The sequence below is a fragment of the Thalassospira sp. Z349TD_5 genome, assembly GCF_056173045.1.
Window position 1 is genome coordinate 2,794,882 of the sequence record NZ_CM149654.1, and the last position, 23,574, is coordinate 2,818,455.

Sequence of the window (23,574 nt, forward strand, 5' to 3'; positions counted from 1 at the left end):
CACTCCAAACTCATCCCAGAACCAGCACATCAGCCTGCGCCAAGCGAGCGGATGTAAGGGTTAATTTTGAGGCCAAAGTTTATCGCAATTACAAAAAATGCTGCTAATTGCGTTCCAAACGCTATCCAAAACCCGACTGAGTATACTTTTTCGATCCGGTATTCGCTTGTTCCATGCACTTCCTCCTTATTAATTCTCAGCACCAGTTTCTTTTTTGCGTCGTAATGATGATAAATAAAATAGCACGCAATAAGGAAAGCGGCCAATTCTCCAACTATAAACGCTCCCACCCCACCATTAAAGGACGTGGTAGCGGTTACAAACATCCAAAAAGCGTTGTACCCAGACACCCACGCTGAAATGATTGATGTAATAATCATCAGCATAAAGGGCATTCCTCTGCCAGCCTCAGTCAATCTAACCAAGATCGCACCAAACGCATAAGCAAGGCTACCCTCAAGCAAAACGAAGAATATCAACCTTAAAACAAAACTAAAATCCATTTCAGGAGGGGCTTCACGAACTTCAAACAAAGTTGGCAGAGATATGTAAAAATTCCACAAAGCCACTAATATGGTAATCAAGGACGCAATAGATGAAAATGGTTGAGATTTCCATTCTTCCATAAATATTTTCTTTATAGATGGAAGGACTCTTTTTGGCTTTTCCATAATTTACTTCTTCTAAATTCAAAAATTGCACAACCCCAATTCTCAGATCGCAAAATCAAATCCGAGCAAGAATATATGTAAACATTAATTGAACTCATTTATATTAAACAACAGATAAATGACAACTTATCAGAGCTCAACACGTGAGAACCTCTCTTGATCGAGCAGACTATGACCATTATCCGCCCACCTGCTGTTGCCGGGACGTTTTATCCGAATGATGCCGATATCTTGCGAAGCGAGATTGACGGGTTGCTAGATGCGGCCGTTAAATCGGACGCTGCGCAGCAACAGACGGCGACGCCCAAGGCGATCATTGTGCCGCATGCGGGTTTGATGTTTTCGGGCAGTCTGGCGGCGCTTGGCTTTGCAACGGTGCGCGCCCTTAAAGGCCAGATCAAACGCATTGTGATTGTGGGCCCCGCACACCGCATGGCGTTTCAGGGGGTGGCCCTTGCCAAGGCCGATGGGTTTGCCACACCGCTTGGCACGGTTAAGTGTGATCTGGCGGGGCTTCAGACCGCCCTTTCGTGGCCGCAGGTTCAGATTTTGGATGATGCGCACCGCCAAGAACACGGGCTTGAGATTGAGTTGCCGTTTATACAGCGGCTGTTTGGCGAGGACAGCGATATCGGGATTGTGCCATTGCTGGTCAGTCGCTGTGGCGCGCGACAGGTGCATGAGTTGATTGAAGCGCTTTGGGGCGGGCCGGAAACCTTGATTGTGATTTCATCGGATCTGTCGCATTTCCATGATTATGAAACCGCGCGCCACATGGACAACCGCACGCGTGACATGATTGAGCGGTTTGATGCCGAGGGGATTGATAGCAATGATGCCTGCGGGGCGTTGCCGGTCGCGGGGATGTTGATGTCGGCCCGCAAGCGCGGCATGCGGATCAAGACCCTTGGCATGCGCAATTCCGGCGATGTGACCGGCGATAAATCGCGCGTTGTCGGCTATGGCGCATGGGCGATTTACACCGGATCGGAAAAGATGCGTGAGCGCGATACGAGCACCGAACCATCGGACGGATTTACCGGTACGACCGAACAACTTTTGGCCCAACATGGGCCAGAGATGATTGATCTAGCACGGCAATCAATTTGGTACGGCATTCGTCATGACGGGCCGCTTAACGCCGGCTCAGCATCTGTGTCCCCGGCCCTTTTGGAGCCCGGTGCGTGTTTTGTGACCTTGAAGAAATCCGGCCAACTTCGTGGCTGTATCGGATCGGTGATGGCGCATCGCGATTTGGCGACGGACCTTTGCGAAAATGCGTTCAAGGCCGGGTTTGCCGACCCCAGATTTCCGCCGCTCCAAGAAGCGGATTTAAACGATGATCTGGAAATCTCGATTTCGGTTTTATCTCCTGCGCGTGATTTTCCGTTTGACGATGAGGCCGATCTGATTGCCAGGCTGACCCCGTTTGAGGATGGCATTATCCTGTCGGACGGCAATAACCGGGGGCTTTTCCTGCCGCAAGTGTGGGAACAATTGCCCGAACCGGCCGATTTCGTTGCGCATTTAAAACGCAAGGCGGGGTTATCAATGGACCATTGGTCCACCACCATGCGCGCCCAGCGGTTTATCACGCGTGGCATTTCGGGTAAGGATATCGAGATGCACGATTTCTGGAAAACTTCCGATTAAAGGGTCAAGACCATCGCGACCGTTACAAACATCACCGCAACAACAGACCCAAACAACCGCTATGCCGATTTTCTGAGTGCCGTGGCCACCTTCGAAGGGGTTTGGGGGCTTTATCGCAATGGCTGGCTGCTGTGTCCGGGGGCGGACGGGCAGAAATTCTGTCCATTTTTCCCATCGCGTGATGATGCAGCACACTGGGAAGATGCGGCTAATACCGGCTATGTCCCAACTGCGATTACGCTGGTGGAATTGATGGAAAGCCTGCTGCCTGATTTGGCGAAAAACGACATTGTGGCCGGTATTTCCCCAACCCCGGATGCTGGTCCCATTGTGCCGGGCCATGATCAGCTTCACCATGATTTGATCACCGCATTCAAGGCCGCAATCGCCGGGAAATAGAGCAAACCCCAGTTGCCCATCGTTTAGGGTCTGGACCTTGGCGGCAAAATTCCCTATGCCCTTTGCCATATAAATTTCACGCCAACACATGAGATTGCAATGACCATTGCCCTGCCCGCCGATGCCGATGCGCTTGAAAACGGTTTGATCGAGATTGCCCGCAAAGCCGGTGCGGCAATGATGGAAATTTATAAAACCGATTTCGATGTGCGGTCCAAAGACGACGCATCGCCGGTGACCGAGGCCGATGACGCCGCCGAGGCGGTTATTTTGCCGGGTCTGCGCGCCCTGACCCCGGATGTTAAAATCGTATCCGAGGAAAGTGCCGCCAAGGGCGATGTGCCCGATGTTGATGGCGGGACGGATTTCTTCTGGCTGGTTGATCCGCTGGATGGGACCAAGGAATTTATCAAGCGCAATGGCGAGTTTACGGTCAATATCGCGCTGATCGCCAAGGGGCAGCCGGTTCTGGGTGTTGTCTATGCCCCGGCGATTGAAAAGCTTTATTACGGCGATCCGCGTGGGGCCAAGCTGATCGACGGTGACGTTACCCCGACCATCACCGACATCACGGTGCGCGACATGCCCGAAGACGGGGTTGTTGTCGTCGGGTCACGCTCGCACGGCGATCCGGAGGCGATGAAGGCGTTTCTCGGTGACCTCCCGGTCAAGGAACTGCGCCCGGCGGGTAGCTCGCTGAAACTCTGTTTGGTGGCGGCCGGTGAAGCGGATCTTTATCCGCGCCTTGGCCCGACCATGGAATGGGACATCGGGGCCGGTCATGCGGTTTTAAAAGCCGCGGGTGGTGTGATTGAAAATATGGATGGGTCGCGATTCTGTTACGGCAAGGCCGATTTTCGCAACCCGTTCTTCATCGCGCGCAGCCCATCTGTGCCGGTAAAATACCAAGACTGATCCTTCGCAACAGCGGGCCGAAAACGAATTTCAAAGCATGATCAGCGGCTTGTGCTGTGTGCGCTGCACATAACACAGGCCGCCGGTGATTCAGCCAAAAATAAATCGCCTGAAATCCGCAGTTTCCTTGACTTTTTCACGCATCTGAATTACACATGTCTTATCGCCACACAACGTGTAGGTGACGTAAATAGCCGCCGGAATCACGGCGACGCGGTCCAGCTTCACCACCGCGGGGCGAAGTCGGGCTAGAGCGTAAATTGGCGCCGCCATTCTGTATGGCGGCGCTGCGCTGTTTGGGGCCTGTTTTCGCCAACTTCCCACAGATATGTCATTCCTTTTTGGCTGCTATCACATCTGTGATGGGTGTTCTTCCTTGTCATCGTCAATGATCGTCGCTAGGTATTTCAAGACACTGGATTTTTCTTTTGGTGGTATTGCATGTGCCCTGCCCTGACCATTCGTCCCTATTCCGAAGGTGCGCTGAGCCAAGCGGCGGGAAAACTGCGTGCGGGTGAATTGGTCGCCTTTCCGACCGAGACGGTTTATGGGCTGGGTGCGGATGCGACAAATGCCGATGCGGTTGCCGGGATTTATGCCGCCAAGCAACGCCCAAGCTTTAATCCGCTGATCAGCCATTTTCCCGACCGCGATGCCGCCGCCGCCCATGCAACATTTGATGCACGGGCCGATAAGCTGGCCGCGGCATTCTGGCCCGGTGCGCTAACACTGGTTTTGCCAAAACGTTCCGACAGCACGGTGTGCGAGCTGACCACGGCGGGCCTGCCCAGCATTGCGGTGCGGGTTCCGGCCCACCCAATGGCGCGCGAATTGCTGCGTGCGGTGGGGCGTCCGGTTGCCGCCCCCTCGGCCAATCGGTCCGGGCGCATCAGCCCGACCACGGCCGGGCATGTCGCCCATTCGCTGGGCAATGCGATTGGGATGATTTTGGATGGCGGCCCGTGCGGTGTCGGGCTTGAAAGCACGGTGATTGATCTGGCCACGGATCGGGTGGTGATGCTCCGTCCCGGTGGGATCACCAAGGAACAGATTGCCGAGGTCCTGGGGACTGAGGTCATCATGGCCGAAACCGATGACAACGCGCCCAAAAGCCCCGGCATGCTGACCAGCCATTATGCGCCGGGCTTGCCGGTGCGCCTTGATGCGACCGCCCCCGATAAGGCCAAATACGGCCATGAAATCCTGCTGGGGTTTGGCGATTGCGTGACCAAGGGGTTTGATGCGGTCTTATGGCTTTCCAAATCCGGGAATGACGTTGAGGCGGCCGCGAACCTGTTTGCCCGCCTGCATGAAGCCGACCAGAAACGCTTTGACGGGATTGCCATTGCGCCGATCCCCGATACCGGGCTTGGACTTGCGATCAATGACCGCATGAAACGTGCCAGTGCGCCGCGCGCACCGCACCCATCGCCATAAGCGGAGCAATGCCACAATGACCCGCCCGCGCGATGCCGCGATCCTTGAGCTCCAAAACCTGCTTGGCCCGAAAGGCTGGAGCATGGAACGTGATGTTCTTGAAACGCATAACCGCGAGGCACGTGGCAAATTCGAAGGCCATGCCGATATCATCCTGTTTCCCGCCAGTACCGATGAAGTCGCCAAGGCAGTTGCCATCTGTGCCGCGCACGCCATCGCCATTGTCCCGCAAGGTGGCAATACCGGGCGCTGTGGCGGGGCGGTTGCCGGTCAGGATCAGGTTCTTTTGAACCTGAAACGGATGAACAGGATTACCGAGATTGACGCCCGCGACTTCACCGCAACCGTGGAGGCCGGTGCAATCTTGAAATCCATTCAGGATGCCGCCGAGGAACATGACCTTTTGTTCCCGCTGAGCCTGGGCGCCGAGGGCAGTTGCCAGATTGGTGGCAACCTTGCGACCAATGCCGGTGGGCTTAATGTCATACGCTATGGCAATGCGCGTGATCTGGTGCTGGGGCTTGAGGTTGTTTTGCCCGATGGCAGCATCTGGAACGGGTTATCGAAACTGCGCAAGGACAATACCGGTTATGACCTGCGCGATCTGTTTATCGGGGCCGAGGGCACGCTGGGTATCATCACCAAGGCGACCTTGAAACTGTTTCCACGGCCCAAACATATTGCCACCGCATGGGTGGCGGTGGCTTCCCCCGAATCCGCACTTGATTTGCTGGCACTCGCACGGCGCACGACCGGCGATGCGATTGCTGCGTTTGAGCTGATGTGCGGTTTTGCCCATGACATGTCGGTGACACATCTGCCCAATCTGACACGCCCGCTTGCCAGCCCGACTGACTGGCATGTTTTGATCGAACTGACGTCATCGCGGCCCAAGGATGACCTGCAATCCGTGCTGACCGACCTTTTGGGCGACGCCATGGAAGGCGGGCTTGCGCGTGATGCGGCCCTTGCGCAGTCCGACGCGCAACGCCAAAACCTGTGGGCCATCCGCGAAGGCATTCCCGAGGCGCAAGGATTTGAAGGCGGCAGTATCAAGCATGATGTGTCCGTACCTGTATCAAAGGTCCCCGATCTTCTGACACGCGGGATGGCGGCGGCAAGCGACCTGATACCGGGCATTCGCCCCTGCCCGTTTGGGCATGTCGGGGATGGCAACATTCATTTCAATTTCACCCAGCCGGTGGATATGGACAAAGCCGACTATCTCGCGCGCTGGGAAAACCTGAACCGCGTCATTCATGACATTGTTTCTGATCTTGGCGGGTCGATCAGTGCCGAACACGGTATTGGGCGGCTTAAGCGCGATGAACTGGCCCATTACGCCAGTGCGGAAAAACTGAAGTTGCTGCGTGCGGTTAAGGCCGCAATTGATCCCGACAACCGGCTGAACCCCGGAAAGGTCGTGTAAACAGCCCGCGACCGCACGCCTAATTTCCGTCATTGCCTGAGTGAAATTATGCCCGCAACGATAATCATCATGATGCCGGTGAGTGACTGCGCATCGGGCGTTTCGGCAAAGAACAGCACGCCCCAGATGAATGAAAACCCGACATAGGCAAAATCAAAGGTGCCGATCATTGGCGATGGCCCGTTTTGATAGGCAATCGCCGCCCCGATGCTGCCAATCAGGATCGAGGCCGCCAGCATCGCCATGATGCCAAAGTCCGAGAGCGTCATCGCACTCCACGGTGCAAGCAGAAAGCCATCCCGCACCTCGTCCGAGAGCATGCTGATCACGGCGGCAGCCCCACCGCCGACCACCACAAAGGCGCAGTTTAGCGCAAGGGAAAGTTTGATCGGATGTTCAGCCCGGCATTTGGTCCGGGTCAGGATCATCGCAACCGCATAGAGCATGGCCGACAGTAATGGCAGCAAGGCATAGCCGTTAAAATTCCCGGCATTCGGGCGCAAGATCAGGACCACCCCGGCAAACCCCAGAATGACAGCAAGCCAGCCCTTTTTGCGGATTGGGCTTTGGGTGATGGCGGCGGTAAACAGGGTGATAAAGATCGGCAGCGTGTAATAGGTCGCAGCAGCGACAGACAGGGTCAGATGTGGCAGCGAAAGGTAGTAGCTGATCCACATCACGACCAGCAAAAGACTGCGCAAGATGGTCCAGCCCACCGCATCCCCAAGGCGCAAGGATGCAGGCGACCGGATCACCAGATAGCCGACCAGAAACGGAATGGCGATGGCCGAGCGGATGACAAAAATCTGCCAGATCACAAAGGTGCTGCTTGATTGCTTGATCAGCGCATCGCCCAATGACAGGGCGAAAACCGTAAAAATGATCGTTCCCACGGCAAGCGGGATACGGTCACGATAATCGGGGACAGGCGAGCTTTTCATGGCATCCAGCATAAAGCGGGGTTCGCGTTGGGCGATAAAACCCTATCACCCTTGCCACCCAAAAATGAACCCCACATATCGCCAAACAAAAAGGGCGCCCGAACCATCGGACGCCCTTGATAACATCGGTTCTAAACCGCTGGCTTATTCAGCCGGGCCTGCCCAGGGGGACATGCTGTCGAGCTTGTCCTGACGGCGGGCTTCTGGTGACTTTTTCCAGTCATTGCCAAAGGCGGCTGATTCCCATGAGCCGTAGCTTGGGTTTGGCAACATGAACCAGCGTTCGCCCCAATAGGTCGCGTATTTGTCCATGACCTCAAGACGTTCATCAATGGAGCCATCGATATCATCGGTGAAGTCACCAAAGTTATCCCCAAACAACATGATCACACGGTAATCGTCGGCAACCGCCTGACGGCGCGGGGCCTTGGCCGATCCCCATGTTTCGATTTCACCGCGCAGCATGACGTGTTTTTCATCAGCAAACGGGAAGCCGTATTCCTGCAAGTTCTTGATGGTTGCGGCTTCTTCCGGGGCCTTACGGTTGGACACGTAAAACACTTCAACGCCCTTGGCTGCTGCTGCCTTGGTGAATTCAAGCGCCCCCGGGGTCGGGGTTGAAATCGCATCATTCACAAATGCCGCCCAGGTTTTGGAGCTATAATGCGTGTCTTCAGTCACAACCCAGCTCTGATAAGCCGAATTATCAAGAACCGTTTCATCAACATCCAAAATCACAGCCGGTTTTTTGGCCATGAAATTACCGTCCTGCTCAAGGGCGGCGGTCCAGCTGTGATCGCCGATGGCGGCAGGCAGAAGACGGGTCGCACCCGCATAAACAGACATTGCCGTGGTTTTATATTCAACCGATGTCTGAAGCCAAAGCGTGCCGTTCAGGCCATCATTCTGGGCTGGTTCCTGCGCACTTGCGCCAAATGCGCAAAGCGCACTGGTCGCCATGATGGCGGCCACACCGAAGGATTTTGCAATAAGTGTCATTTTAGTCTCCCTGTTGATTTCCCGCCCATTGGAAGCTGACCATACAGACAGGATTTAAGCAGCATGCCATTGCAGTGCGGCAAAGAAAAAGCCTTTTTCCAAAATCACTCGGAAAAAGGCATTTATGACATTTTGATAAAACCGCCACGCGGCAATTGTCATGCGGGTTTCATGCGGTTGAACGCTTTTCAAACGACGTGAACCCGTCTTCAAGTGCCGGTTCCTCGTGAATGCGATCAACCCGCGCATGAGTGGGGCCTTCATGGCAGGCGGCAACCATTGACCGCACAGCATCAACCGAGCCACAGAATACGGCCTCCACTGTGCCATCGTTTCGATTGCGCACCCAGCCGGTCAGGTCGCGCTTTGTCGCCTGCTCCACCGTCCAGGCACGATACCAAACGCCCTGTACGCGGCCTTCAATCCGGGCATGAACGGCGATATTGCCAGAACCGGTTGCAGGATCGGGGCGTGTGTCGGTCATGGGAACGTCGTCTCCCTACTTGCTTATTTGGCGGCCTTATTTTGCACCGGGAATTTTGGCGTGCAGATGGGCGGTATCCTGAAACGTCTGTTTCTGCGTGTCCGATGCCGGGGCCTGATGGCTGTCTTTCCATGCGTCATAGGTCATGCCATAGACGACTTCGCGCGCACCATCATAATCCATGGAAACACCCTTTTCGCGCGCCGCCGCCAGATACCATTTTGCCAAACAGTTACGGCAAAAACCGGCCAAATTCATCAGATCAATGTTTTGAACATCCTTGCGGTCCTGAAGATGCGTCACAAGCCCGCGAAAGGCCGCCGCTTCGAGTTCAAGCTTGGTCTGCGGATCAAGGTCGGCCGCCGGACCATTGGCAAGGGAGGCTTCTGTTGACATTTCCGAGCCTGCGCAATCAGACATTCTCCATACTCCCGGCTTTGCTGTGCTGTTCAAGTTTGGCGATCACATCAGGGACATCGGCAATGGTTTCGACCGTGACAAACTGGTCGTTGTCGATTTCGGTCTGATCGACCATTTCATGCACCCATGTGATTTCATAAGGGATGTGGATCGCGGCCCCGCCCGACGCAAGTACCGGCAGGATATCGGATTTCATCGAGTTGCCGATCATGACGGCTTCTTGTGGCTCGACACCATAGCGGCCAAAGATATTGCGATAGGTCAGCGGATCTTTTTCCGAGACGATCTCGATCCCGTCAAACAGGTCTTCAAACCCGGACCGGTCGATTTTAAGCTGCTGGGCAATCAGATCACCCTTGGTGATCAGCACAACCTTGTAATCGGGATCATCGGCATAGCGTTTGAGAACGGTCTCGGCCCCGTCAATAATCCGGGTCGGCGCACGCAGCATCGATTTTCCGATTTCGGCCAGCCTGTGAATGTCTTCGGCACTGATCTTGCGATCTGAAAGCTCAATCGCGGTTTCAATCATCGACAGGGTAAACCCGGTCACGCCATAGCCATAGATCGAAAGATTGGCCAGTTCGGCCTGATACAGGCGATCATCAACCTGATCGGCGGGCACATAATGCCCCAGCATCTCGCGCAGTTCGATATGGGCCTGACGGAAAAGCGGCTCGTTGTGCCACAGGGTATCATCGCCGTCAAAAGCAATCAGTTTATACATAGGGACGCCTCGTTTCTTGTTATTGGATGGCAAGCATACATAGGGGTTCAGCCTCAATTTGCGACCATATGGTACGGCTAATCGTGGGTAAAGCCCCGTTTTCTGTATTTAATATGCGCTGACGCTTTGTAAAAGGGGTTGAAACCGGCATCCTTGCATCTGTCAGAAAATTAAAGGCGCCGGTCAATGACAACCAGCGCCTTTATCAAGCAAAGCCGTTTGAGGGATCAGGCAGCTTATTCTTCGGTTTCAAACTCGATAATGATCGCATCAACCGACAGGTTTGCGCCCTGCTCGGCGTGGATTTTTTTGACCACACCTTTGCTTTCGGCTTTGAGCACATTTTCCATTTTCATGGCTTCGAGGATGCAAAGCTCTGTGCCCGGCTGAACCGTCTGGCCTTCTTCGACCGATACCTTGACCAACAGACCCGGCATGGGCGATTGCAGGAAGTTTGACATGTCTGGCGGGGCCTTGAACGGCATCAGTTTCTGGAGTTCCGCCACGCGGGGCAGCATGACCTTGAAACTGCGCTGAATGCCATTGGCCGACAGGCGATAGCCAACGCCTTCCAGATCAATCTGCACACAGACCGGGGTGCCATCGATTTCCCCGACAAACATCGCATCGCCGATTTTCCAATCCGATACGACGCCATAGCTGCGATCGCCAATGGCGACGATGTAATCGCCGTTAACACCATCAAATTCGATATCGAATGCGGTGTGGTCATCGCCCGATACGGCGACCCAGCTTTCGGCAATTTCAAGCGGATGGTCGCTGACCTGTCCGGTGATCCCGGCGTTGCGTTCGGCAATGCGTTGATTAATGTAACCTGCAACCACAATCAGGATGGCGGGATCATCATTTGGCAAATCATCGGCCGAGAACCCGTTGGGGTATTCTTCGGCAATGAAGTTGGTGGTGATGTTGCCGTCCTGAAACCGCTTATTGGCCATAACGGCGGCCAGGAACGGAATATTGTGCGAAATGCCGCGGATGTAATAGGCATCAAGGGCGGCGCGCATTTCACCAATGGCGTCATCGCGGGTTTCGCCATATGTCACCAGCTTTGCGACCATCGGGTCGTAAAACATTGAAATTTCACCACCTTCAAACACGCCGGTATCGACACGCACTTTGGCACTTTCGGCGGGTGGCTGATAGCGCACCAGACGCCCGGTCGACGGCAGGAATTCGCGGAAGGGATCCTCGGCATAAATGCGGGTTTCCATCGCCCAGCCGGTAAGCGTCACGTCATCCTGTTTTAAGGTCAGTTCCTGCCCATCGGCGATCTTGATCATCCATTCGACCAAATCCTGACCCGTGACAAGTTCGGTCACCGGATGTTCGACCTGAAGCCGGGTATTCATTTCCAAGAAGTAGAAATTCTTGTCCTTATCAACAATGAATTCCACCGTCCCGGCCGAGCAATAATCGACCGCGCGTGCAAGTGCCACGGCCTGTTCACCCATGGCCTTACGGGTGGCGGGATCAATAAAGGGTGACGGGGCTTCTTCGACGACCTTTTGATGACGGCGCTGAATGGAGCATTCGCGTTCGCCCAGATAAATCGTATTGCCGTGTTTATCGGCCAGCACCTGAATTTCAATGTGGCGGGGTTCTTCGACGAATTTCTCGACAAAGACCCGGTCATCGCCAAAGGAACTGGCGGCCTCAGAGGTTGCGCGTTCGAACCCTTCGCGGCATTCGGCGTCATTGCGCGCAATACGCATGCCCTTGCCGCCACCGCCTGCCGATGCCTTTAGCATCACTGGATAGCCGACATCATTGGCGATCTTGACTGCCTCGTCAGTGTCCTTGATGACACCCATGTATCCGGGCACGGTCGAAACACCGGCATCGGCGGCAATCTTTTTCGATGTGATTTTATCGCCCATCGCGGCAATCGCGCCATTTGGCGGGCCGATGAAGGCGATTTTTGCCGCATCAAGCGCCTTGGCAAAGGCCTGATTTTCCGACAGGAAGCCATAACCCGGATGAACGGCCTCGGCCCCCGTCGATTTGCAGGCATCGATGATCTTTTCAATGATCAGATAGGACTGGTTGGACGGTGCGGGTCCGATATTAACCGCCTCATCGGCCATCTGGACATGCAGGGCATTTTTATCCGCATCGGAATAAACCGCGACGGTTTTAATGCCCATTTTGCGGGCTGATTTGATCACACGGCAGGCAATTTCACCGCGGTTGGCAATCAGGATTTTCTTAAACATTTTTGTGTCTCCCAATATGACGTGGCGGCTTACAACGGAATGTTGCCGTGTTTCTTTTCCGGGTTCTTGATGTCCTTGTTGCGCAGCATCGCAAGCGACCGACACACACGGCGGCGCGTGCCATGCGGCATGATGACATCGTCAATGAACCCTTTGCGGCCCGCAACAAACGGGTTGGCGAATTTTTCGCGGTATTCCTCGGTGCGGGCTTCGATCTTGGCCGGATCGTTCATATCAGCGCGGAAGATGATCTCCACCGCCCCCTTTGGCCCCATCACGGCGATTTCAGCCGTCGGCCAGGCATAATTGACGTCACCGCGCAGATGCTTGGATGCCATCACGTCATAGGCCCCGCCATATGCCTTGCGGGTGATCACGGTGACCTTGGGCACTGTGGCCTCGGCATAGGCATAAAGCAGTTTCGCACCATGCTTGATGATGCCGCCATATTCCTGTGCGGTGCCCGGCATAAAGCCCGGCACATCGACAAAGGTGACAATTGGGATGTTATAGGCATCGCAGAAGCGGACAAACCGGGCGGCCTTTTTGGAGCTGTCGATATCAAGGCAGCCGGCCAGCACCATGGGTTGATTGGCAACAACACCGACCGTACGGCCATCCATGCGCGCCATGCCGACAATGATGTTTTTGGCGTAATCGGGCTGAATTTCAAAGAAATCGCCTTCGTCGACGACCTTTGCGATCAACTCCTTCATGTCATAGGGCATGTTGGGGTTTTCAGGCACCAGCGTATCAAGCGAGAAATCATCGCGTTTGATCGGGTCTTCGCACAAGCGTGCTGGCGGGTCTTCTTTGTTACAAAGTGGCAAGAAGTCCATGAAACGCCGGGTCTGAAGCAACAAATCCACGTCATTGTCAAAAGCCAGATCAGCAACCCCCGACACACTTGTGTGGGTGGATGCACCGCCAAGCTGTTCATGGGTGACTTCTTCGTGGGTGACGGTTTTGACCACATCGGGGCCCGTCACGAACATGTATGAACTGTCCTTGACCATGAAAATAAAGTCGGTCATCGCCGGGCTATAGACCGCCCCACCCGCGCACGGCCCCATGATCAGGGAGATTTGCGGGATAACGCCGGATGCCTCGACATTGCGTTGAAACACATCAGCATAGCCCGCTAAGCTTTCGACCCCTTCCTGAATGCGGGCCCCGCCGGAATCATTGATACCAATAACCGGGGCGCCAACCTTCATCGCCTGATCCATGATCTTGCCGATTTTACGCGCATGTGCACCGGAAAGTGCGCCGCCAAACACGGTGAAGTCCTGTGAGAACACAAACACCAACCGGCCATTGATCGTGCCGTGGCCGGTGACGACACCATCCCCGGGAATGCGGTTTTCGGTCATGCCGAAATCCACACAATCATGTTCGACAAACATGTCCCATTCCTCGAACGAGCCGAGATCAAGCAGCACATCAATCCGCTCACGCGCGGTGAGCTTGCCTTTGGCGTGCTGATTATCGATCCGGCGCTGCCCACCGCCCATGGCGGCCTCGGCGCGTTTTGCTTCGAGTTTGGCGATAATATCTTGCATTCTGCGTGATCCTTGCTGTGGGCGGCCCAATGGCGCACAGGCCCGTCATCCGCTTAACCTGAAGAATGAAATAGCATTATTCGGTACTGGAATGCCAATTATTTCTGACAGTTTTGCTTTGGGGTAAAATATACCGCAACCACCTGATTTCCCTAACGTCATTGTGATATGCCTGATTTCTGTGGACTAAAGTCTAGGCCACGTCAAAACGGATGAAAACCACCCCCGACAGGCCACAAACGCAATGTACTGCGTGCTCACAGTCTTATTCTGTTGCGCAATCAATGCTATCACTCATGCAAAGAATAATGTGTGATACATCGCGACATGAGCCCCCCCTTAACGTTAAGTGACCAGAAATTTGATGTTTAAAATCAAGCCCCGCACCACAGAACCAACTGGCGACGATACGCCTGCCTCATCACTTTGGCGATATATCTGGCGCATGAGTGGATGGCATCAGGTTGCGGTATGCAGCCTCGCGGTTCTTGTTGCCATTTTGGGGATCGCCCCGCTTGAGCTTCAGCGCCGCCTTGTCGATGACGCGATCAGCAAACAAAACCTCGACCTGCTTGTGACGCTGGCATCGATTTATGGGGCGATCATTATCTTGCAAGGCGTGATCAAGCTTGGGCTGCGCATGTATGAAGGGTGGCTGAGTGAAAGTGCGATCGCACATAACCGCCGCCATTTGACCCGCCTTTATGCCGAAGACCAAACTGGTCACCATGACCCCGACGATAAAAACGCCAACAACAACGGGCGTGCGGTATCGATCATTGGTGGCGAGATTGAAAAGCTGGGTGGATTTGTTGGCGACGGATTATCCCAGCCGATTGTCAACAGCGGCATGCTGATCTTCGGGCTTGGCTATATGCTCAGCGTCGAGCCGATTGTCGGCCTGATCGGGGTAATTGCCCTGATCCCGCAGGTCGCGCTTGTCCCGGTTATTCAAAAACGGATCAATGCGCTGATTGAAGAACGTGTGACCAAAATGCGCGATGTCAGCGATGAGTTATCGCAACTGGCGCCGGGTAAGAAAAACACCCAGACGGTCGAAGAAATCAATGACGGCGTTTTGCGCCTGTTTGATAACCGCATGAAGCTGTTTTTACTGAAATTCGGGATGAAGGCCCTGATCAATTTCCTCAACGCGCTAGCCCCGATCTGTGTACTGGTGGGCGGCGGCTATCTGGTTATTCAGGGGGAAACATCGGTGGGTATCATTGTCGCCTTTATTTCCGGCTTTGACCGCATGTCATCGCCGATGCGTGAATTGCTGTCCTATTACCGGGTGGCGTCACAGGCAGCAGTCCAGCACAGGCTGATTGCCAAATGGATGACGTGATCGCGGGGCGTCCTGTGACCGATGCGACGTGGCACAGCACGTATTTTAAAAAGACAAAAAGGAGTGGGTGACCGCTCCTTTCACTTTAACGCATCCGGCAAACATCTGACCTTAAGGGATCAGGAAAGCAGCTCAAGATACCGCCCGGTGGCGAGAATTTCGGCGCGGTGGCGATCGCGACGCTGGACCGCTTCGGCGTCATCGCCCCACTGTTCAATCGAATATTCTTCATCAAGCAACGCACATTCGGATGCTTGCTGAGCACTGATGCGGCCATGCATCACGGCAAGGCCGATAATGACGGAACCCGATACGGTCGTCAGGTTGTGCAATGCCGTCAGGTAATAATCATCAAACCCGTCAATCAGTCCTTGAATACGTGCCAGTGCATCCTCGTTTTGGCTGACCGGCATGACGCCCTCGGTCACGACCAGCTCAATGCCAAGTTCCTGTGCGACCCAATCAAGCAGCGGCTGCCACGCTTTGGCTTGCCGTTCGATCAGGTCTTCGGGGAATGCCGCGCGATAACACAACAGGTCGGACCGGCCATACCCGGTCAGCTCCGCCACCACGGTTGGGCGGTTGGGCCGAACGCGGTCAATGGCGGTTGCGGCGCGCTGCATGATCGGCATGGTATGGGGCAGGATTTTTTCGCCCTGCGCATCCCATTCGGCGGCAATTTCACGTGCCAGCACCTCGGACGGCAGCAGGAAGTCGGCCTTGGCCGGTGTTTTCACCGAGCGTCCGTCAAGCTGTACACGCCATCCCGCACCGCTGTCATCAACAGCAGCATCGGCCTTTTTATAGAAGCGATTGATCGTTTGTGTAACCATGATCGCCATATGCCTAAAAGCAGAGTTCGGCGCAAGGGGTTTCAGACGGTTTTACGTCATCAGAACGCCATTTAGGCGATTATCAATTTTTTCTGTATAATTTTTGATCAATTTACCCCATTGACCAAATAGTAAACATCCCTACTCTGCGACGTGAATATGACAAAAGCGCGAAAATGCGCGACAATAATGGACATGGCATGTGCCTTGCTGTGTCGTCAGGGGATTATTTCGGTTGCAGGGCTGATAATAACAGTCCGAAATCAGGAGAGGCTTCATTCGTATGACAAAATTCACAACCCGATTTTTTAGCGCCGCACTTGGCGCATCACTAAGCGCTGCCATTGCCTTTGGCGCAACGTCGGCCAAGGCCGAGATGGACCTTAAATTTTCACTCGACTGGAAATATGAAGGTCCGGCTGCCCCTTATATTCTGGCCAAAAAGAACGGCTATTACGCCGACGAAGGGCTTGATGTCACGATTGACTCGGGCAACGGTTCGGTCGGGGCGATCACGCGGGTTGCCAGTGGCGCCTATGACGTATCACTGGCCGATATCAATTCGCTGGTTGAATTTAACGCCACCAACCCGGATCGCGCCATGAAGTCGATCTTCATGGTCTATGACCGCCCGCCGTTTGCGTTGTTCATGCTTAAGAAATCGGGCATCACCAAACCCGAAGACCTGATTGGCAAGACGCTTGGCGCGCCGGTGTTTGACGCATCGCGCAAACTTTACCCGGCCTTTGCATCGGCAACCGGACTTGATGTCGATGCCGTCAAATGGGAAAGCATGGACCCGCCGCTTCGTGAACCGATGCTGGTGCGCGGCGATGTTGACGCGATTACCGGTCACTATTTCACATCCATCCTGAACCTGCAGGCACAAGGGATTGGCAAAGAAGACCTGACCGTTTTCCAGTACAAGGATTTCGGCATGGACTTTTATGGCAACGGCCTTCTGGCATCGCCGGAAATGATGGAAAAACATCCTGAAGAACTGCGCGGCTTCCTGCGTGCGGTTGTCAAAGGCTGGCGTGCGGCCATTGAAGACCCCGCATCGGCCATCGCCGCCCTTAAGGAAGTCGATCCACTGATTGACCCGGCCCTTGAGCTGCAGCGCCTTCAGATGGCGATTGACGAAAATGTCGTCACCCCGGACAGCTTGGAAAACGGCATGGGTATGGTCAAAACCGACCGTATGGCCAAGGCGATTGATCAGGTTGCACTGGCATTTGGTTTTGAAAACAAGCCGACTGTGGGCGATGTCTTTACCGATGTCTTTATGCCCGGCGAAGCAGACCGCCAGATCAAGTAATCAACACAGACATCCGGGGCAGGTTATCCTGCCCCGGCATGCATTGATCCCACCCATAACAGATAACAAAAAACAATCCGGACAAGCAGGGGGAATGACTGCCGTGTCTAAAAGCTTTGTCGAACTCAATAACGTCACGATGCGCTATAGCGAAGGCGACGAACTCGCACTCGACACCACCAACATGAAGATCAACAAGGGCGAATTTGTCGCGGTTGTTGGCCCGTCGGGGTGTGGCAAATCATCCTTGCTGAAACTTGTGTCCGGACTGATGCCGCCGACCGATGGCATTGTGCTTGTTGATAATAAGGAAGTTTCCGGGCCGCTTAAAATTGTCGGCATGGCGTTTCAGAACCCGACCCTTTTGCCATGGCGGACCACGCTTGATAACGTTTTGCTGCCGATGGAAATCGTCAAGCCGCACCGTAACCGCCTGCGCAAACATCGCGCCGAATACGAAGACCGCGCGCGCAAGCTTCTGGCCAGTGTCGGGCTTGAAGGACATGAAGACAAATTTCCGTGGGAATTGTCAGGTGGCATGCAGCAACGTGCATCACTGTGCCGGTCGTTGATCCATGAACCCGATCTTTTGATGCTCGATGAACCGTTTGGCGCGCTGGATGCCTTTACCCGCGAAGAACTGTGGGACATTTTGCAGAACCTTTGGATGGTGCGCCCGTTCACGGTTATTCTGGTGACCCATGATCTGCGCGAAGCATCCTATTTGGCCGATACCATTTATGTGATGTCCAAACGTCCGGGTAAAATCATCGTCGCACGGGAAAACCCCCTGCCCCGGCCGCGTGATCAGGAAGTCACCTTTACCCAGCCTTTCACCGATCTTGTCCACGAATTGCGCAGTCACATCCGTGACGTGCGCGCAGCATAGAAAGGCGGGCAGATATCATGAACAAGAAACTCAACCTGCGCAAAGCCTCCCCCTGGCTCAGTGCCATCAGCCTGTTTGTTTTATGGGAACTGATCGTTCGCATTTTCAACATCCCGCCCTATGTGCTGCCTACCCCGTCCGAGAGCATCATTGTCGGCTGGCAATTCCATGAAGCGATCTGGATGCATGCGACCCACACGCTTTATACGACGCTTGTGGGCTTTGCCATTGCTGTGGTGTTTGGCGTAGTACTTGGCGCACTCGTGGGATCCAGCCGAACGATTTATGACGCGGCAAACCCGCTTCTGGTCGGATTTAATTCGGTGCCGAAGGTGGCACTGGTGCCGGTTCTGGTCATGTGGTTTGGTATTGGCACGGTGCCGGCCATCATCACCGCCTTCATGATTTCGTTCTTCCCGATTGTGGTCAATGTCGCGACCGGGCTTGCCACCCTTGAACCGGAATTGCGCGATGTGTTGCGATCACTCGGCGCAACCCGAAAAGACATTCTGGTCAAGGTCGGCTTCCCGCGTGCCATGCCCTATTTCTTTGCCTCGTTAAAGGTTGCAATCACGCTGGCCTTTGTCGGGTCGGTTATTTCCGAAACCGTGGCATCGAACGTTGGTGTTGGTTATTTGATGTTGTCGGCATCGTCGAAATTCAACATGCCGCTGGTGTTTGCCGGGCTTCTGGTGATCGCGGTGATGGGGATTGCGATGTACGAAATCTTTAACGTCATCGAACGCCGGTCAACCAAATGGGCCAACCGCGCCAATCCGACGAATTGATAAAATTTAGGGCCTGAACCCAATCATCATACAAATATAAAGGCCGGGTTTGACCCGGCCTTTATACGTTATACCATTTGTCGCAAAGCAACCACTGCCTAGCCCAGATGATGATCAAAGAACGCCTGTGTGCGCGTCCATGCCATCTGGGCATCCTCGGCGTCATAGCGCCCGCCCGTCGGATTGGCAAAGGCATGATCGGCATCATACCAATAGAATTTATACAGCGATTTGCCCGCCGTTTCGAGCGACTGCTCAAACCCCTCGACCATTTCCTTGTTGATCGATTTATCAAGCATTCCGAAATGGCCCATCAGCGGTGCGTTCAAGGTCGCAACCTGTTCGGGGGTTTTGTTGACATTGCCGTAATAGATCACAGCCGCATCAACATCTGTGGCAAGCGCGGTATTAAGCGACCAACCACCACCAAAGCACCAGCCAACCGAACCAACTTTGCCCGTTGAGTCCTTGTGGTTTTTCAAAAACTCGACCGAGGACTGCAATTTGCGGGTAGCAGCAACCGGGTCCATCCCCGACATCAAGGCACGTGCGCCATCGGGTGTGGTCGCAGGTGGTTCACCATATAAATCAACCGCAAGCGCGATATAGCCCTGCTTGGCATATTCAGCCGCCACGGCACGAATATGATCATTAAGCCCCCACCATTCATGGATCAGAATAATGGTTGGTGCCGGCAAGGTCGCTGGCATGGCGATTTCGGCCACCATTTTTGCGCCTTCGGGTGTGGTGATGGTGACTTTATCAAGCATGGCCCCTTGCGCGTGGGCCAGAACTGGGTCGGCCAGAACAATCGCAAGCGGTAGCGCAACCGCCCCTTTTAAAAACAATCGACGCTGTTCATCTGTTGCCTTGGGTGGTGGTCCAAGATGCTCGTGTGAGCCACATCCATCAAGCGTACACATATTCAAGCCTCCTTTGATGACAGTTTCTTACGGTGCAATCATTCGCGATGACCGGGGGCATAGGCAAATCACACTCCCGTCATCGCCGCCGTAATGTGTTGACCTGTTGTCATACGGACAGTCGGGTACCTTCGATCAATGCAACATTTTCAACAAACTGCCGCTTGCGGTTCGCCCCGCCACCTGATTTAACCTCAGACCATCGAGCCCCCCCCCCGCAAGCAGGAGTATCCATGCGCGAAATTGAAACCGTACTGTTTGATCTTGGCGGCGTTCTTGTTGATTGGGACCCGCGTCATTTATATCGCAAGATCTTTGACGATCCGGCAGACATGGAACATTTCCTGAGCGAGATCTGCCATCCGCACTGGAACTTCCTCCATGACAAGGGCGCGCTTAGCTTTGCCAAATCAATTCCCGATTTGCAGCATCGCCATCCCGATCATGCCGATCAGATTGCCGCATGGTGGGATCGTTGGCCGGAAATGCTTAAGGGCCAGATTGACCGCACGGTCCACATCCTCGAAGATTTGAAATCACGCGGCAATGTGCGTCTGTTTGCCCTGACCAACTGGTCGGCAGAAACATGGTCATTTGCGGTCGAACGGTTTGAGTTTCTCAATCACTTCGAAGGTATTCTGGTGTCTGGCGAGGAAAAGCTCGCCAAACCTGATCCGCGCATTTTTGAGCTGACCTGCGCACGGTTCAAACTCAACCCGCGCGAAACCCTGTTTATTGATGACAGCGAAAAGAACATCCAGCAGGCGCGTGAGATGGGCTTTATGACCCATTGGTTCAATGATCCGGTCAAACTGCGCCGTGAAATGATCGAAGATCGGCTTGTTTAAAATTTGCTCCCGACATGACAAAGGGCACCTTTAAAAAAGAGGTGCCCTTTTACGTATCAGGCGCATAGGTCTGTTTTAGCCGCGTTTTTCCCGCAGATAGTTGGCAAAGCACTCGCCAAAGGCATATTCCCAGCCCGCAACATATCCCTTGCGCAGGGCCGGTGCGATATCGCCAACGTTATGCCAGTCCTTGTGCTCCAACCGGATCACACAGCGACCAAAATCATTCATGTCAAAGGATACCGCGACACGGGTATAATCCCCGGCATTCCAGCCCGGATGCCAGGTAAAGGCAAGATGTTCGCCCGGCTGCCAGATTTCGACATGACCCCATGAAATATTTTCACGTCCACGGGCACGTTCGACAATCGCACCGCCAAGACCGGGATACATATCAACCGCAATGCAGTCTTTTTTGGAAATCGAATGGCTATCGGTTGGCCACCACTGCCCAAATTCGGCGGTGAAGGCCTCAAACGCGTGATCGGGATCAACGGCCACGGTCAGTTCAAAGTTAATCGGTCCGAGTTCCGGGTTTTTAAGCGGCGTCACAATCAATTTCCCAAATACGATCCAGCACGGACGGCAGTTCATCAAAATGGCGGATAACCGCATGTGCGCCCGACGCCGTCAGGGTTTCAATATCATGATAGCCCCACGCAACGCCAATGGCGATCATGCCTGCCGCACGGCCCATTTCGATATCATAGCTGGTATCACCGACAATCACCGCATTGGGCGCATCAGCCCCGGCTTCATCAAGGGCCGCCATCAACATTGATGGATGGGGCTTGGACGGATGATTGTCGCAGGTTTGTAAGGTAACGAACCGGCCATCAAGTTCATTGCGCGCCAAGACCGCATCAAGACCGCGCCGGGCCTTGCCGGTGGCAACACCCAACAACCATTGGCGGCGGTCCAGTTCGGTCAGGACCTCGCGCACGCCGGGGAACAGCGGTTCGTGGAAATCAGGTGTCTGACGCAGGGTAAAGAACGCATCCTTGTAGGCCGCTGTCACCGCATCAATCACCTCATCGGTAACGCGGCGCGGTGCGGCAAGTTTGGCAATGGCTTCTGGCAGGCTCAGACCAATGATGGTGCGGGTATTTTCCAGTCCCGGGCAATCAAGCCCATGCTGGGCAAAGGCATGGTCCATGCAGTGTGCAATCGCATGCTGGCTATCCACCAGGGTGCCGTCACAATCAAATACAACAAGTCTAAGCGGGTCATTCGCCATGAAGCATCATCCATCATCATTTTATATGGCCGCAGATTAGGGTCTGAACCCAATTGAATGTTTAAAATGGCATCAGAACAAGCAAGACATGCAAGGAAATCTCCGCCGCGCGGGGTATTGCCCCGGGCAAGGGGATTGACGCAGCAGGTCGCAGAGTGTCCTGATGTCCTTCGGATCGGAGGAATTTGCACGGGCTACTGCGTCGCATCACCTTGCAAGGCAGCGAGCCTTGCTGCGGTAATGCTCCTGATATCCGCACAAATTCCTCGCGACCATTTCAAGCATTCAATTGGGGTCAGACCCTAGCCGATACCGCCCCAAAGATCGAGTCCCGTAGAGATGCAAATCAGATGCATTTTTTGCTGTGCGGGAAGCACTGGAAACCAATGGTGAAATTCAGGTCGCTTTCGAACGCCTTTAACGCGCGGTATACTGTTTTTCTGGCTATCGACAGTATCTGATAACAGCGGAGACAGAAGATGCTCACGCTTAGGGACTGCATAGATTTCAGCGACCTTCGAGAGGAGGAAATACTCGCCATAGCCGAATGTGAGCATATCCCAATTCTAACCGCCCTTGAGGAAGGCGAAAGCATGGTGCACACACCACGTGGCCGCAAACGCATCGCGGTCATGATCAAAAGCCAGGCCGTTATTTGTGAACGCACTGGAAACACCGTGCATGCACGGCACCTTCGCCGCGTTCATGACGCCTTTGTCGGGCGTTTCGGTAAATCTGCGAGGCACCATTAACCAAGACGACCAATGTCATTACAACGCCTTTTGGTATTGACCTCTGACAGGGACGAAAAAGCCGACGCAGTGCGTCGGCTTTTCGCGGTTTTAGGCTACGGAACTTGAGGCTGGCCGGTGAAAAAGTGAGTACTGGTCAATCCTCAATGAGCTCTGAGAAACGAATTCCCAAACCCATGAATCAAAAGCCCGCCTAGGTATATTGAGTAAGTCAGCTGCATAGGAGAACACAACTTTAACTGTATCGTAATCTACAACGTTGACCCCGGCGTTCTTGACGAACAGTTTTACATGCCTGTCAACAGCCACTGAGTCTAAACCTACCAAACAAGAAAGATAATCAACTGTCTTTGGCCCCACGCCGTTTACACTCAAGAGTGCTGTGCAAAAAGAAGAATCTTGTAGAGAGGACCTCAACACTTTTGTTGAATCAATATCAGAATCCTGAAGAAACCTCACCAATCGTTCGAACCTGCCGATCTTGACGTTGTGATCCCACATCAAGAAATCTGACGTTCCAACCAAATCGATTACTCTAAGGATCCCAGACGTCGTATCCGCGGAGGAGTAAAGCCTATATATTCTATCTACTCTTGGACGAACCACAGACTTGTAGTTAAGGCCAGCCTGCAACACCGAGTCAGCCAGTAGAGCTCCCATGTGCTTTACAGGCTTTCTGTGCGGAGTTGGAAATTCCAACGCCCCATGAGAAATAGCAAAGTTCGCGACCAACCTCGCGTGACTTAGCAACTCACTCATCTCTC

General features: G+C 54.1%; 24 protein-coding genes. 11 read left to right on the plus strand and 13 right to left on the minus strand.

Translation table 11 applies throughout. The features are described from left to right. Positions 1–29 precede the first annotated feature (29 nt). Entirely contained in the window at positions 30–671 is a 642-nt protein-coding gene (locus tag AC0VXT_RS12870; protein ID WP_475545762.1) for a hypothetical protein, read from the minus strand. A 171-nt stretch (positions 672–842) separates the two neighbouring features. Between AC0VXT_RS12870 and amrB the strand changes: the two genes are divergently transcribed. The 5 genes from amrB to AC0VXT_RS12895 all read left to right on the plus strand — a co-directional run bounded on the left by amrB (position 843) and on the right by AC0VXT_RS12895 (position 6,504). Beyond that, entirely contained in the window at positions 843–2,324 is a 1,482-nt protein-coding gene (amrB, locus tag AC0VXT_RS12875; RefSeq protein WP_475545763.1) for an AmmeMemoRadiSam system protein B, read from the plus strand. Positions 2,325–2,405: 81 nt separating this feature from the next. Next, the gene (locus AC0VXT_RS12880) at positions 2,406–2,723 is read left to right on the plus strand and encodes a DUF2750 domain-containing protein (RefSeq protein ID WP_475545764.1); all 318 of its coding nucleotides are present in this window, start codon (positions 2,406–2,408) and stop codon (positions 2,721–2,723) included. Between the two features lie 99 nt (positions 2,724–2,822). After that, complete coding sequence (cysQ, locus tag AC0VXT_RS12885; protein WP_475545765.1) at positions 2,823–3,638, plus strand: 3'(2'),5'-bisphosphate nucleotidase CysQ; 816 nt, start codon at positions 2,823–2,825, stop codon at positions 3,636–3,638. Between the two features lie 441 nt (positions 3,639–4,079). After that, positions 4,080–5,075 carry an L-threonylcarbamoyladenylate synthase gene (locus AC0VXT_RS12890; RefSeq protein ID WP_475545766.1) on the plus strand — a complete coding sequence of 332 codons (996 nt, stop codon included), beginning with the start codon at positions 4,080–4,082 and terminating at the stop codon, positions 5,073–5,075. A gap of 16 nt (positions 5,076–5,091) precedes the next feature. Further along, positions 5,092–6,504, plus strand: coding sequence for an FAD-binding oxidoreductase (locus AC0VXT_RS12895; protein ID WP_475545767.1), 1,413 nt, complete (start codon positions 5,092–5,094; stop codon positions 6,502–6,504). Positions 6,505–6,533: 29 nt separating this feature from the next. Here AC0VXT_RS12895 and AC0VXT_RS12900 read toward each other — a convergent pair whose 3' ends face one another. The 7 genes from AC0VXT_RS12900 to AC0VXT_RS12930 form a co-directional block, all read right to left on the minus strand. Next, positions 6,534–7,445, minus strand: coding sequence for a DMT family transporter (locus tag AC0VXT_RS12900; protein ID WP_475545768.1), 912 nt, complete (start codon positions 7,443–7,445; stop codon positions 6,534–6,536). Positions 7,446–7,589: 144 nt separating this feature from the next. Then, complete coding sequence (locus AC0VXT_RS12905; RefSeq protein ID WP_475545769.1) at positions 7,590–8,444, minus strand: 5'-nucleotidase, lipoprotein e(P4) family; 855 nt, start codon at positions 8,442–8,444, stop codon at positions 7,590–7,592. Positions 8,445–8,613: 169 nt separating this feature from the next. Next, complete coding sequence (locus tag AC0VXT_RS12910) at positions 8,614–8,928, minus strand: acylphosphatase (protein WP_101303432.1); 315 nt, start codon at positions 8,926–8,928, stop codon at positions 8,614–8,616. A 36-nt stretch (positions 8,929–8,964) separates the two neighbouring features. Next, positions 8,965–9,348 (minus strand): DUF1244 domain-containing protein, encoded by a 384-nt coding sequence (locus AC0VXT_RS12915; protein WP_475545770.1) that lies wholly within the window; start codon positions 9,346–9,348, stop codon positions 8,965–8,967. After that, entirely contained in the window at positions 9,341–10,075 is a 735-nt protein-coding gene (locus tag AC0VXT_RS12920; protein ID WP_475545771.1) for an HAD family hydrolase, read from the minus strand. The genes AC0VXT_RS12915 and AC0VXT_RS12920 overlap by 8 nt, the downstream gene beginning before the upstream one ends. 236 nt (positions 10,076–10,311) lie before the next feature. Continuing rightward, complete coding sequence (gene accC, locus AC0VXT_RS12925) at positions 10,312–12,312, minus strand: acetyl-CoA carboxylase biotin carboxylase subunit (RefSeq protein ID WP_475545772.1); 2,001 nt, start codon at positions 12,310–12,312, stop codon at positions 10,312–10,314. Between the two features lie 29 nt (positions 12,313–12,341). Beyond that, positions 12,342–13,874 (minus strand): acyl-CoA carboxylase subunit beta, encoded by a 1,533-nt coding sequence (locus AC0VXT_RS12930; RefSeq protein WP_475545773.1) that lies wholly within the window; start codon positions 13,872–13,874, stop codon positions 12,342–12,344. 364 nt (positions 13,875–14,238) lie between these two features. Here AC0VXT_RS12930 and AC0VXT_RS12935 point away from each other — a divergent pair, with 364 nt between their 5' ends. Next, positions 14,239–15,222: an ABC transporter ATP-binding protein gene (locus AC0VXT_RS12935; RefSeq protein ID WP_430469790.1), complete on the plus strand. Its 984-nt coding sequence runs from the start codon at positions 14,239–14,241 to the stop codon at positions 15,220–15,222. Positions 15,223–15,341: 119 nt separating this feature from the next. On the opposite strand, the gene AC0VXT_RS12940 is transcribed toward AC0VXT_RS12935, so the two are convergent. Next, positions 15,342–16,055 (minus strand): ATP12 family chaperone protein, encoded by a 714-nt coding sequence (locus AC0VXT_RS12940; protein WP_475545774.1) that lies wholly within the window; start codon positions 16,053–16,055, stop codon positions 15,342–15,344. Between the two features lie 283 nt (positions 16,056–16,338). Between AC0VXT_RS12940 and AC0VXT_RS12945 the strand changes: the two genes are divergently transcribed. The 3 genes from AC0VXT_RS12945 (at position 16,339) to AC0VXT_RS12955 (ending at position 19,050) form a co-directional block, all read left to right on the plus strand. Beyond that, positions 16,339–17,373, plus strand: coding sequence for an ABC transporter substrate-binding protein (locus AC0VXT_RS12945; protein WP_022734187.1), 1,035 nt, complete (start codon positions 16,339–16,341; stop codon positions 17,371–17,373). A 94-nt stretch (positions 17,374–17,467) separates the two neighbouring features. After that, positions 17,468–18,262 (plus strand): ABC transporter ATP-binding protein, encoded by a 795-nt coding sequence (locus AC0VXT_RS12950; RefSeq protein ID WP_022734186.1) that lies wholly within the window; start codon positions 17,468–17,470, stop codon positions 18,260–18,262. A 17-nt stretch (positions 18,263–18,279) separates the two neighbouring features. After that, complete coding sequence (locus tag AC0VXT_RS12955) at positions 18,280–19,050, plus strand: ABC transporter permease (RefSeq protein WP_412775843.1); 771 nt, start codon at positions 18,280–18,282, stop codon at positions 19,048–19,050. Between the two features lie 98 nt (positions 19,051–19,148). Here AC0VXT_RS12955 and AC0VXT_RS12960 read toward each other — a convergent pair whose 3' ends face one another. Continuing rightward, entirely contained in the window at positions 19,149–19,973 is an 825-nt protein-coding gene (locus tag AC0VXT_RS12960) for a dienelactone hydrolase family protein (protein WP_475545775.1), read from the minus strand. A gap of 233 nt (positions 19,974–20,206) precedes the next feature. Here AC0VXT_RS12960 and AC0VXT_RS12965 point away from each other — a divergent pair, with 233 nt between their 5' ends. After that, the gene (locus AC0VXT_RS12965; RefSeq protein ID WP_475545776.1) at positions 20,207–20,821 is read left to right on the plus strand and encodes an HAD family hydrolase; all 615 of its coding nucleotides are present in this window, start codon (positions 20,207–20,209) and stop codon (positions 20,819–20,821) included. 75 nt (positions 20,822–20,896) lie between these two features. Here the strand turns inward: AC0VXT_RS12965 and AC0VXT_RS12970 are convergent, their stop codons facing one another. Beyond that, on the minus strand, positions 20,897–21,373 hold the full coding sequence (locus tag AC0VXT_RS12970) for an SRPBCC domain-containing protein (protein ID WP_475545777.1): 477 nt from the start codon (positions 21,371–21,373) through the stop codon (positions 20,897–20,899). Beyond that, positions 21,360–22,058: an HAD-IA family hydrolase gene (locus AC0VXT_RS12975; protein ID WP_101303412.1), complete on the minus strand. Its 699-nt coding sequence runs from the start codon at positions 22,056–22,058 to the stop codon at positions 21,360–21,362. The genes AC0VXT_RS12970 and AC0VXT_RS12975 overlap by 14 nt, the downstream gene beginning before the upstream one ends. A 479-nt stretch (positions 22,059–22,537) precedes the next feature. On the opposite strand from AC0VXT_RS12975, the gene AC0VXT_RS12980 reads away from it, so the two are divergent. Then, positions 22,538–22,810 (plus strand): hypothetical protein, encoded by a 273-nt coding sequence (locus AC0VXT_RS12980; RefSeq protein ID WP_022734180.1) that lies wholly within the window; start codon positions 22,538–22,540, stop codon positions 22,808–22,810. A gap of 90 nt (positions 22,811–22,900) precedes the next feature. Here the strand turns inward: AC0VXT_RS12980 and AC0VXT_RS12985 are convergent, their stop codons facing one another. After that, a complete protein-coding gene (locus tag AC0VXT_RS12985) occupies positions 22,901–23,569 on the minus strand; it encodes an HhH-GDP family DNA glycosylase (protein WP_475545778.1) in 669 nt (222 codons plus the stop codon). Positions 23,570–23,574: the final 5 nt, after the last annotated feature.

Coding starts and splice junctions, on each gene's coding strand:
- accC (WP_475545772.1), bottom strand. CDS start 12,312: ATGTTTAAGAAAATCCTGATTGCCAACCGCGGTGAAATTGCCTGCCGT.
- cysQ (WP_475545765.1), top strand. CDS start 2,823: ATGACCATTGCCCTGCCCGCCGATGCCGATGCGCTTGAAAACGGTTTG.
- AC0VXT_RS12980 (WP_022734180.1), top strand. CDS start 22,538: ATGCTCACGCTTAGGGACTGCATAGATTTCAGCGACCTTCGAGAGGAG.
- AC0VXT_RS12895 (WP_475545767.1), top strand. CDS start 5,092: ATGACCCGCCCGCGCGATGCCGCGATCCTTGAGCTCCAAAACCTGCTT.
- AC0VXT_RS12905 (WP_475545769.1), bottom strand. CDS start 8,444: ATGACACTTATTGCAAAATCCTTCGGTGTGGCCGCCATCATGGCGACC.
- AC0VXT_RS12965 (WP_475545776.1), top strand. CDS start 20,207: ATGCGCGAAATTGAAACCGTACTGTTTGATCTTGGCGGCGTTCTTGTT.
- AC0VXT_RS12870 (WP_475545762.1), bottom strand. CDS start 671: ATGGAAAAGCCAAAAAGAGTCCTTCCATCTATAAAGAAAATATTTATG.
- AC0VXT_RS12985 (WP_475545778.1), bottom strand. CDS start 23,569: ATGAGTGAGTTGCTAAGTCACGCGAGGTTGGTCGCGAACTTTGCTATT.
- AC0VXT_RS12930 (WP_475545773.1), bottom strand. CDS start 13,874: ATGCAAGATATTATCGCCAAACTCGAAGCAAAACGCGCCGAGGCCGCC.
- AC0VXT_RS12940 (WP_475545774.1), bottom strand. CDS start 16,055: ATGGTTACACAAACGATCAATCGCTTCTATAAAAAGGCCGATGCTGCT.
- AC0VXT_RS12935 (WP_430469790.1), top strand. CDS start 14,239: ATGTTTAAAATCAAGCCCCGCACCACAGAACCAACTGGCGACGATACG.
- AC0VXT_RS12950 (WP_022734186.1), top strand. CDS start 17,468: ATGACTGCCGTGTCTAAAAGCTTTGTCGAACTCAATAACGTCACGATG.
- AC0VXT_RS12975 (WP_101303412.1), bottom strand. CDS start 22,058: ATGGCGAATGACCCGCTTAGACTTGTTGTATTTGATTGTGACGGCACC.
- AC0VXT_RS12915 (WP_475545770.1), bottom strand. CDS start 9,348: ATGTCTGATTGCGCAGGCTCGGAAATGTCAACAGAAGCCTCCCTTGCC.
- AC0VXT_RS12945 (WP_022734187.1), top strand. CDS start 16,339: ATGACAAAATTCACAACCCGATTTTTTAGCGCCGCACTTGGCGCATCA.
- amrB (WP_475545763.1), top strand. CDS start 843: ATGACCATTATCCGCCCACCTGCTGTTGCCGGGACGTTTTATCCGAAT.
- AC0VXT_RS12960 (WP_475545775.1), bottom strand. CDS start 19,973: ATGTGTACGCTTGATGGATGTGGCTCACACGAGCATCTTGGACCACCA.
- AC0VXT_RS12900 (WP_475545768.1), bottom strand. CDS start 7,445: ATGAAAAGCTCGCCTGTCCCCGATTATCGTGACCGTATCCCGCTTGCC.
- AC0VXT_RS12910 (WP_101303432.1), bottom strand. CDS start 8,928: ATGACCGACACACGCCCCGATCCTGCAACCGGTTCTGGCAATATCGCC.
- AC0VXT_RS12955 (WP_412775843.1), top strand. CDS start 18,280: ATGAACAAGAAACTCAACCTGCGCAAAGCCTCCCCCTGGCTCAGTGCC.
- AC0VXT_RS12890 (WP_475545766.1), top strand. CDS start 4,080: ATGTGCCCTGCCCTGACCATTCGTCCCTATTCCGAAGGTGCGCTGAGC.
- AC0VXT_RS12920 (WP_475545771.1), bottom strand. CDS start 10,075: ATGTATAAACTGATTGCTTTTGACGGCGATGATACCCTGTGGCACAAC.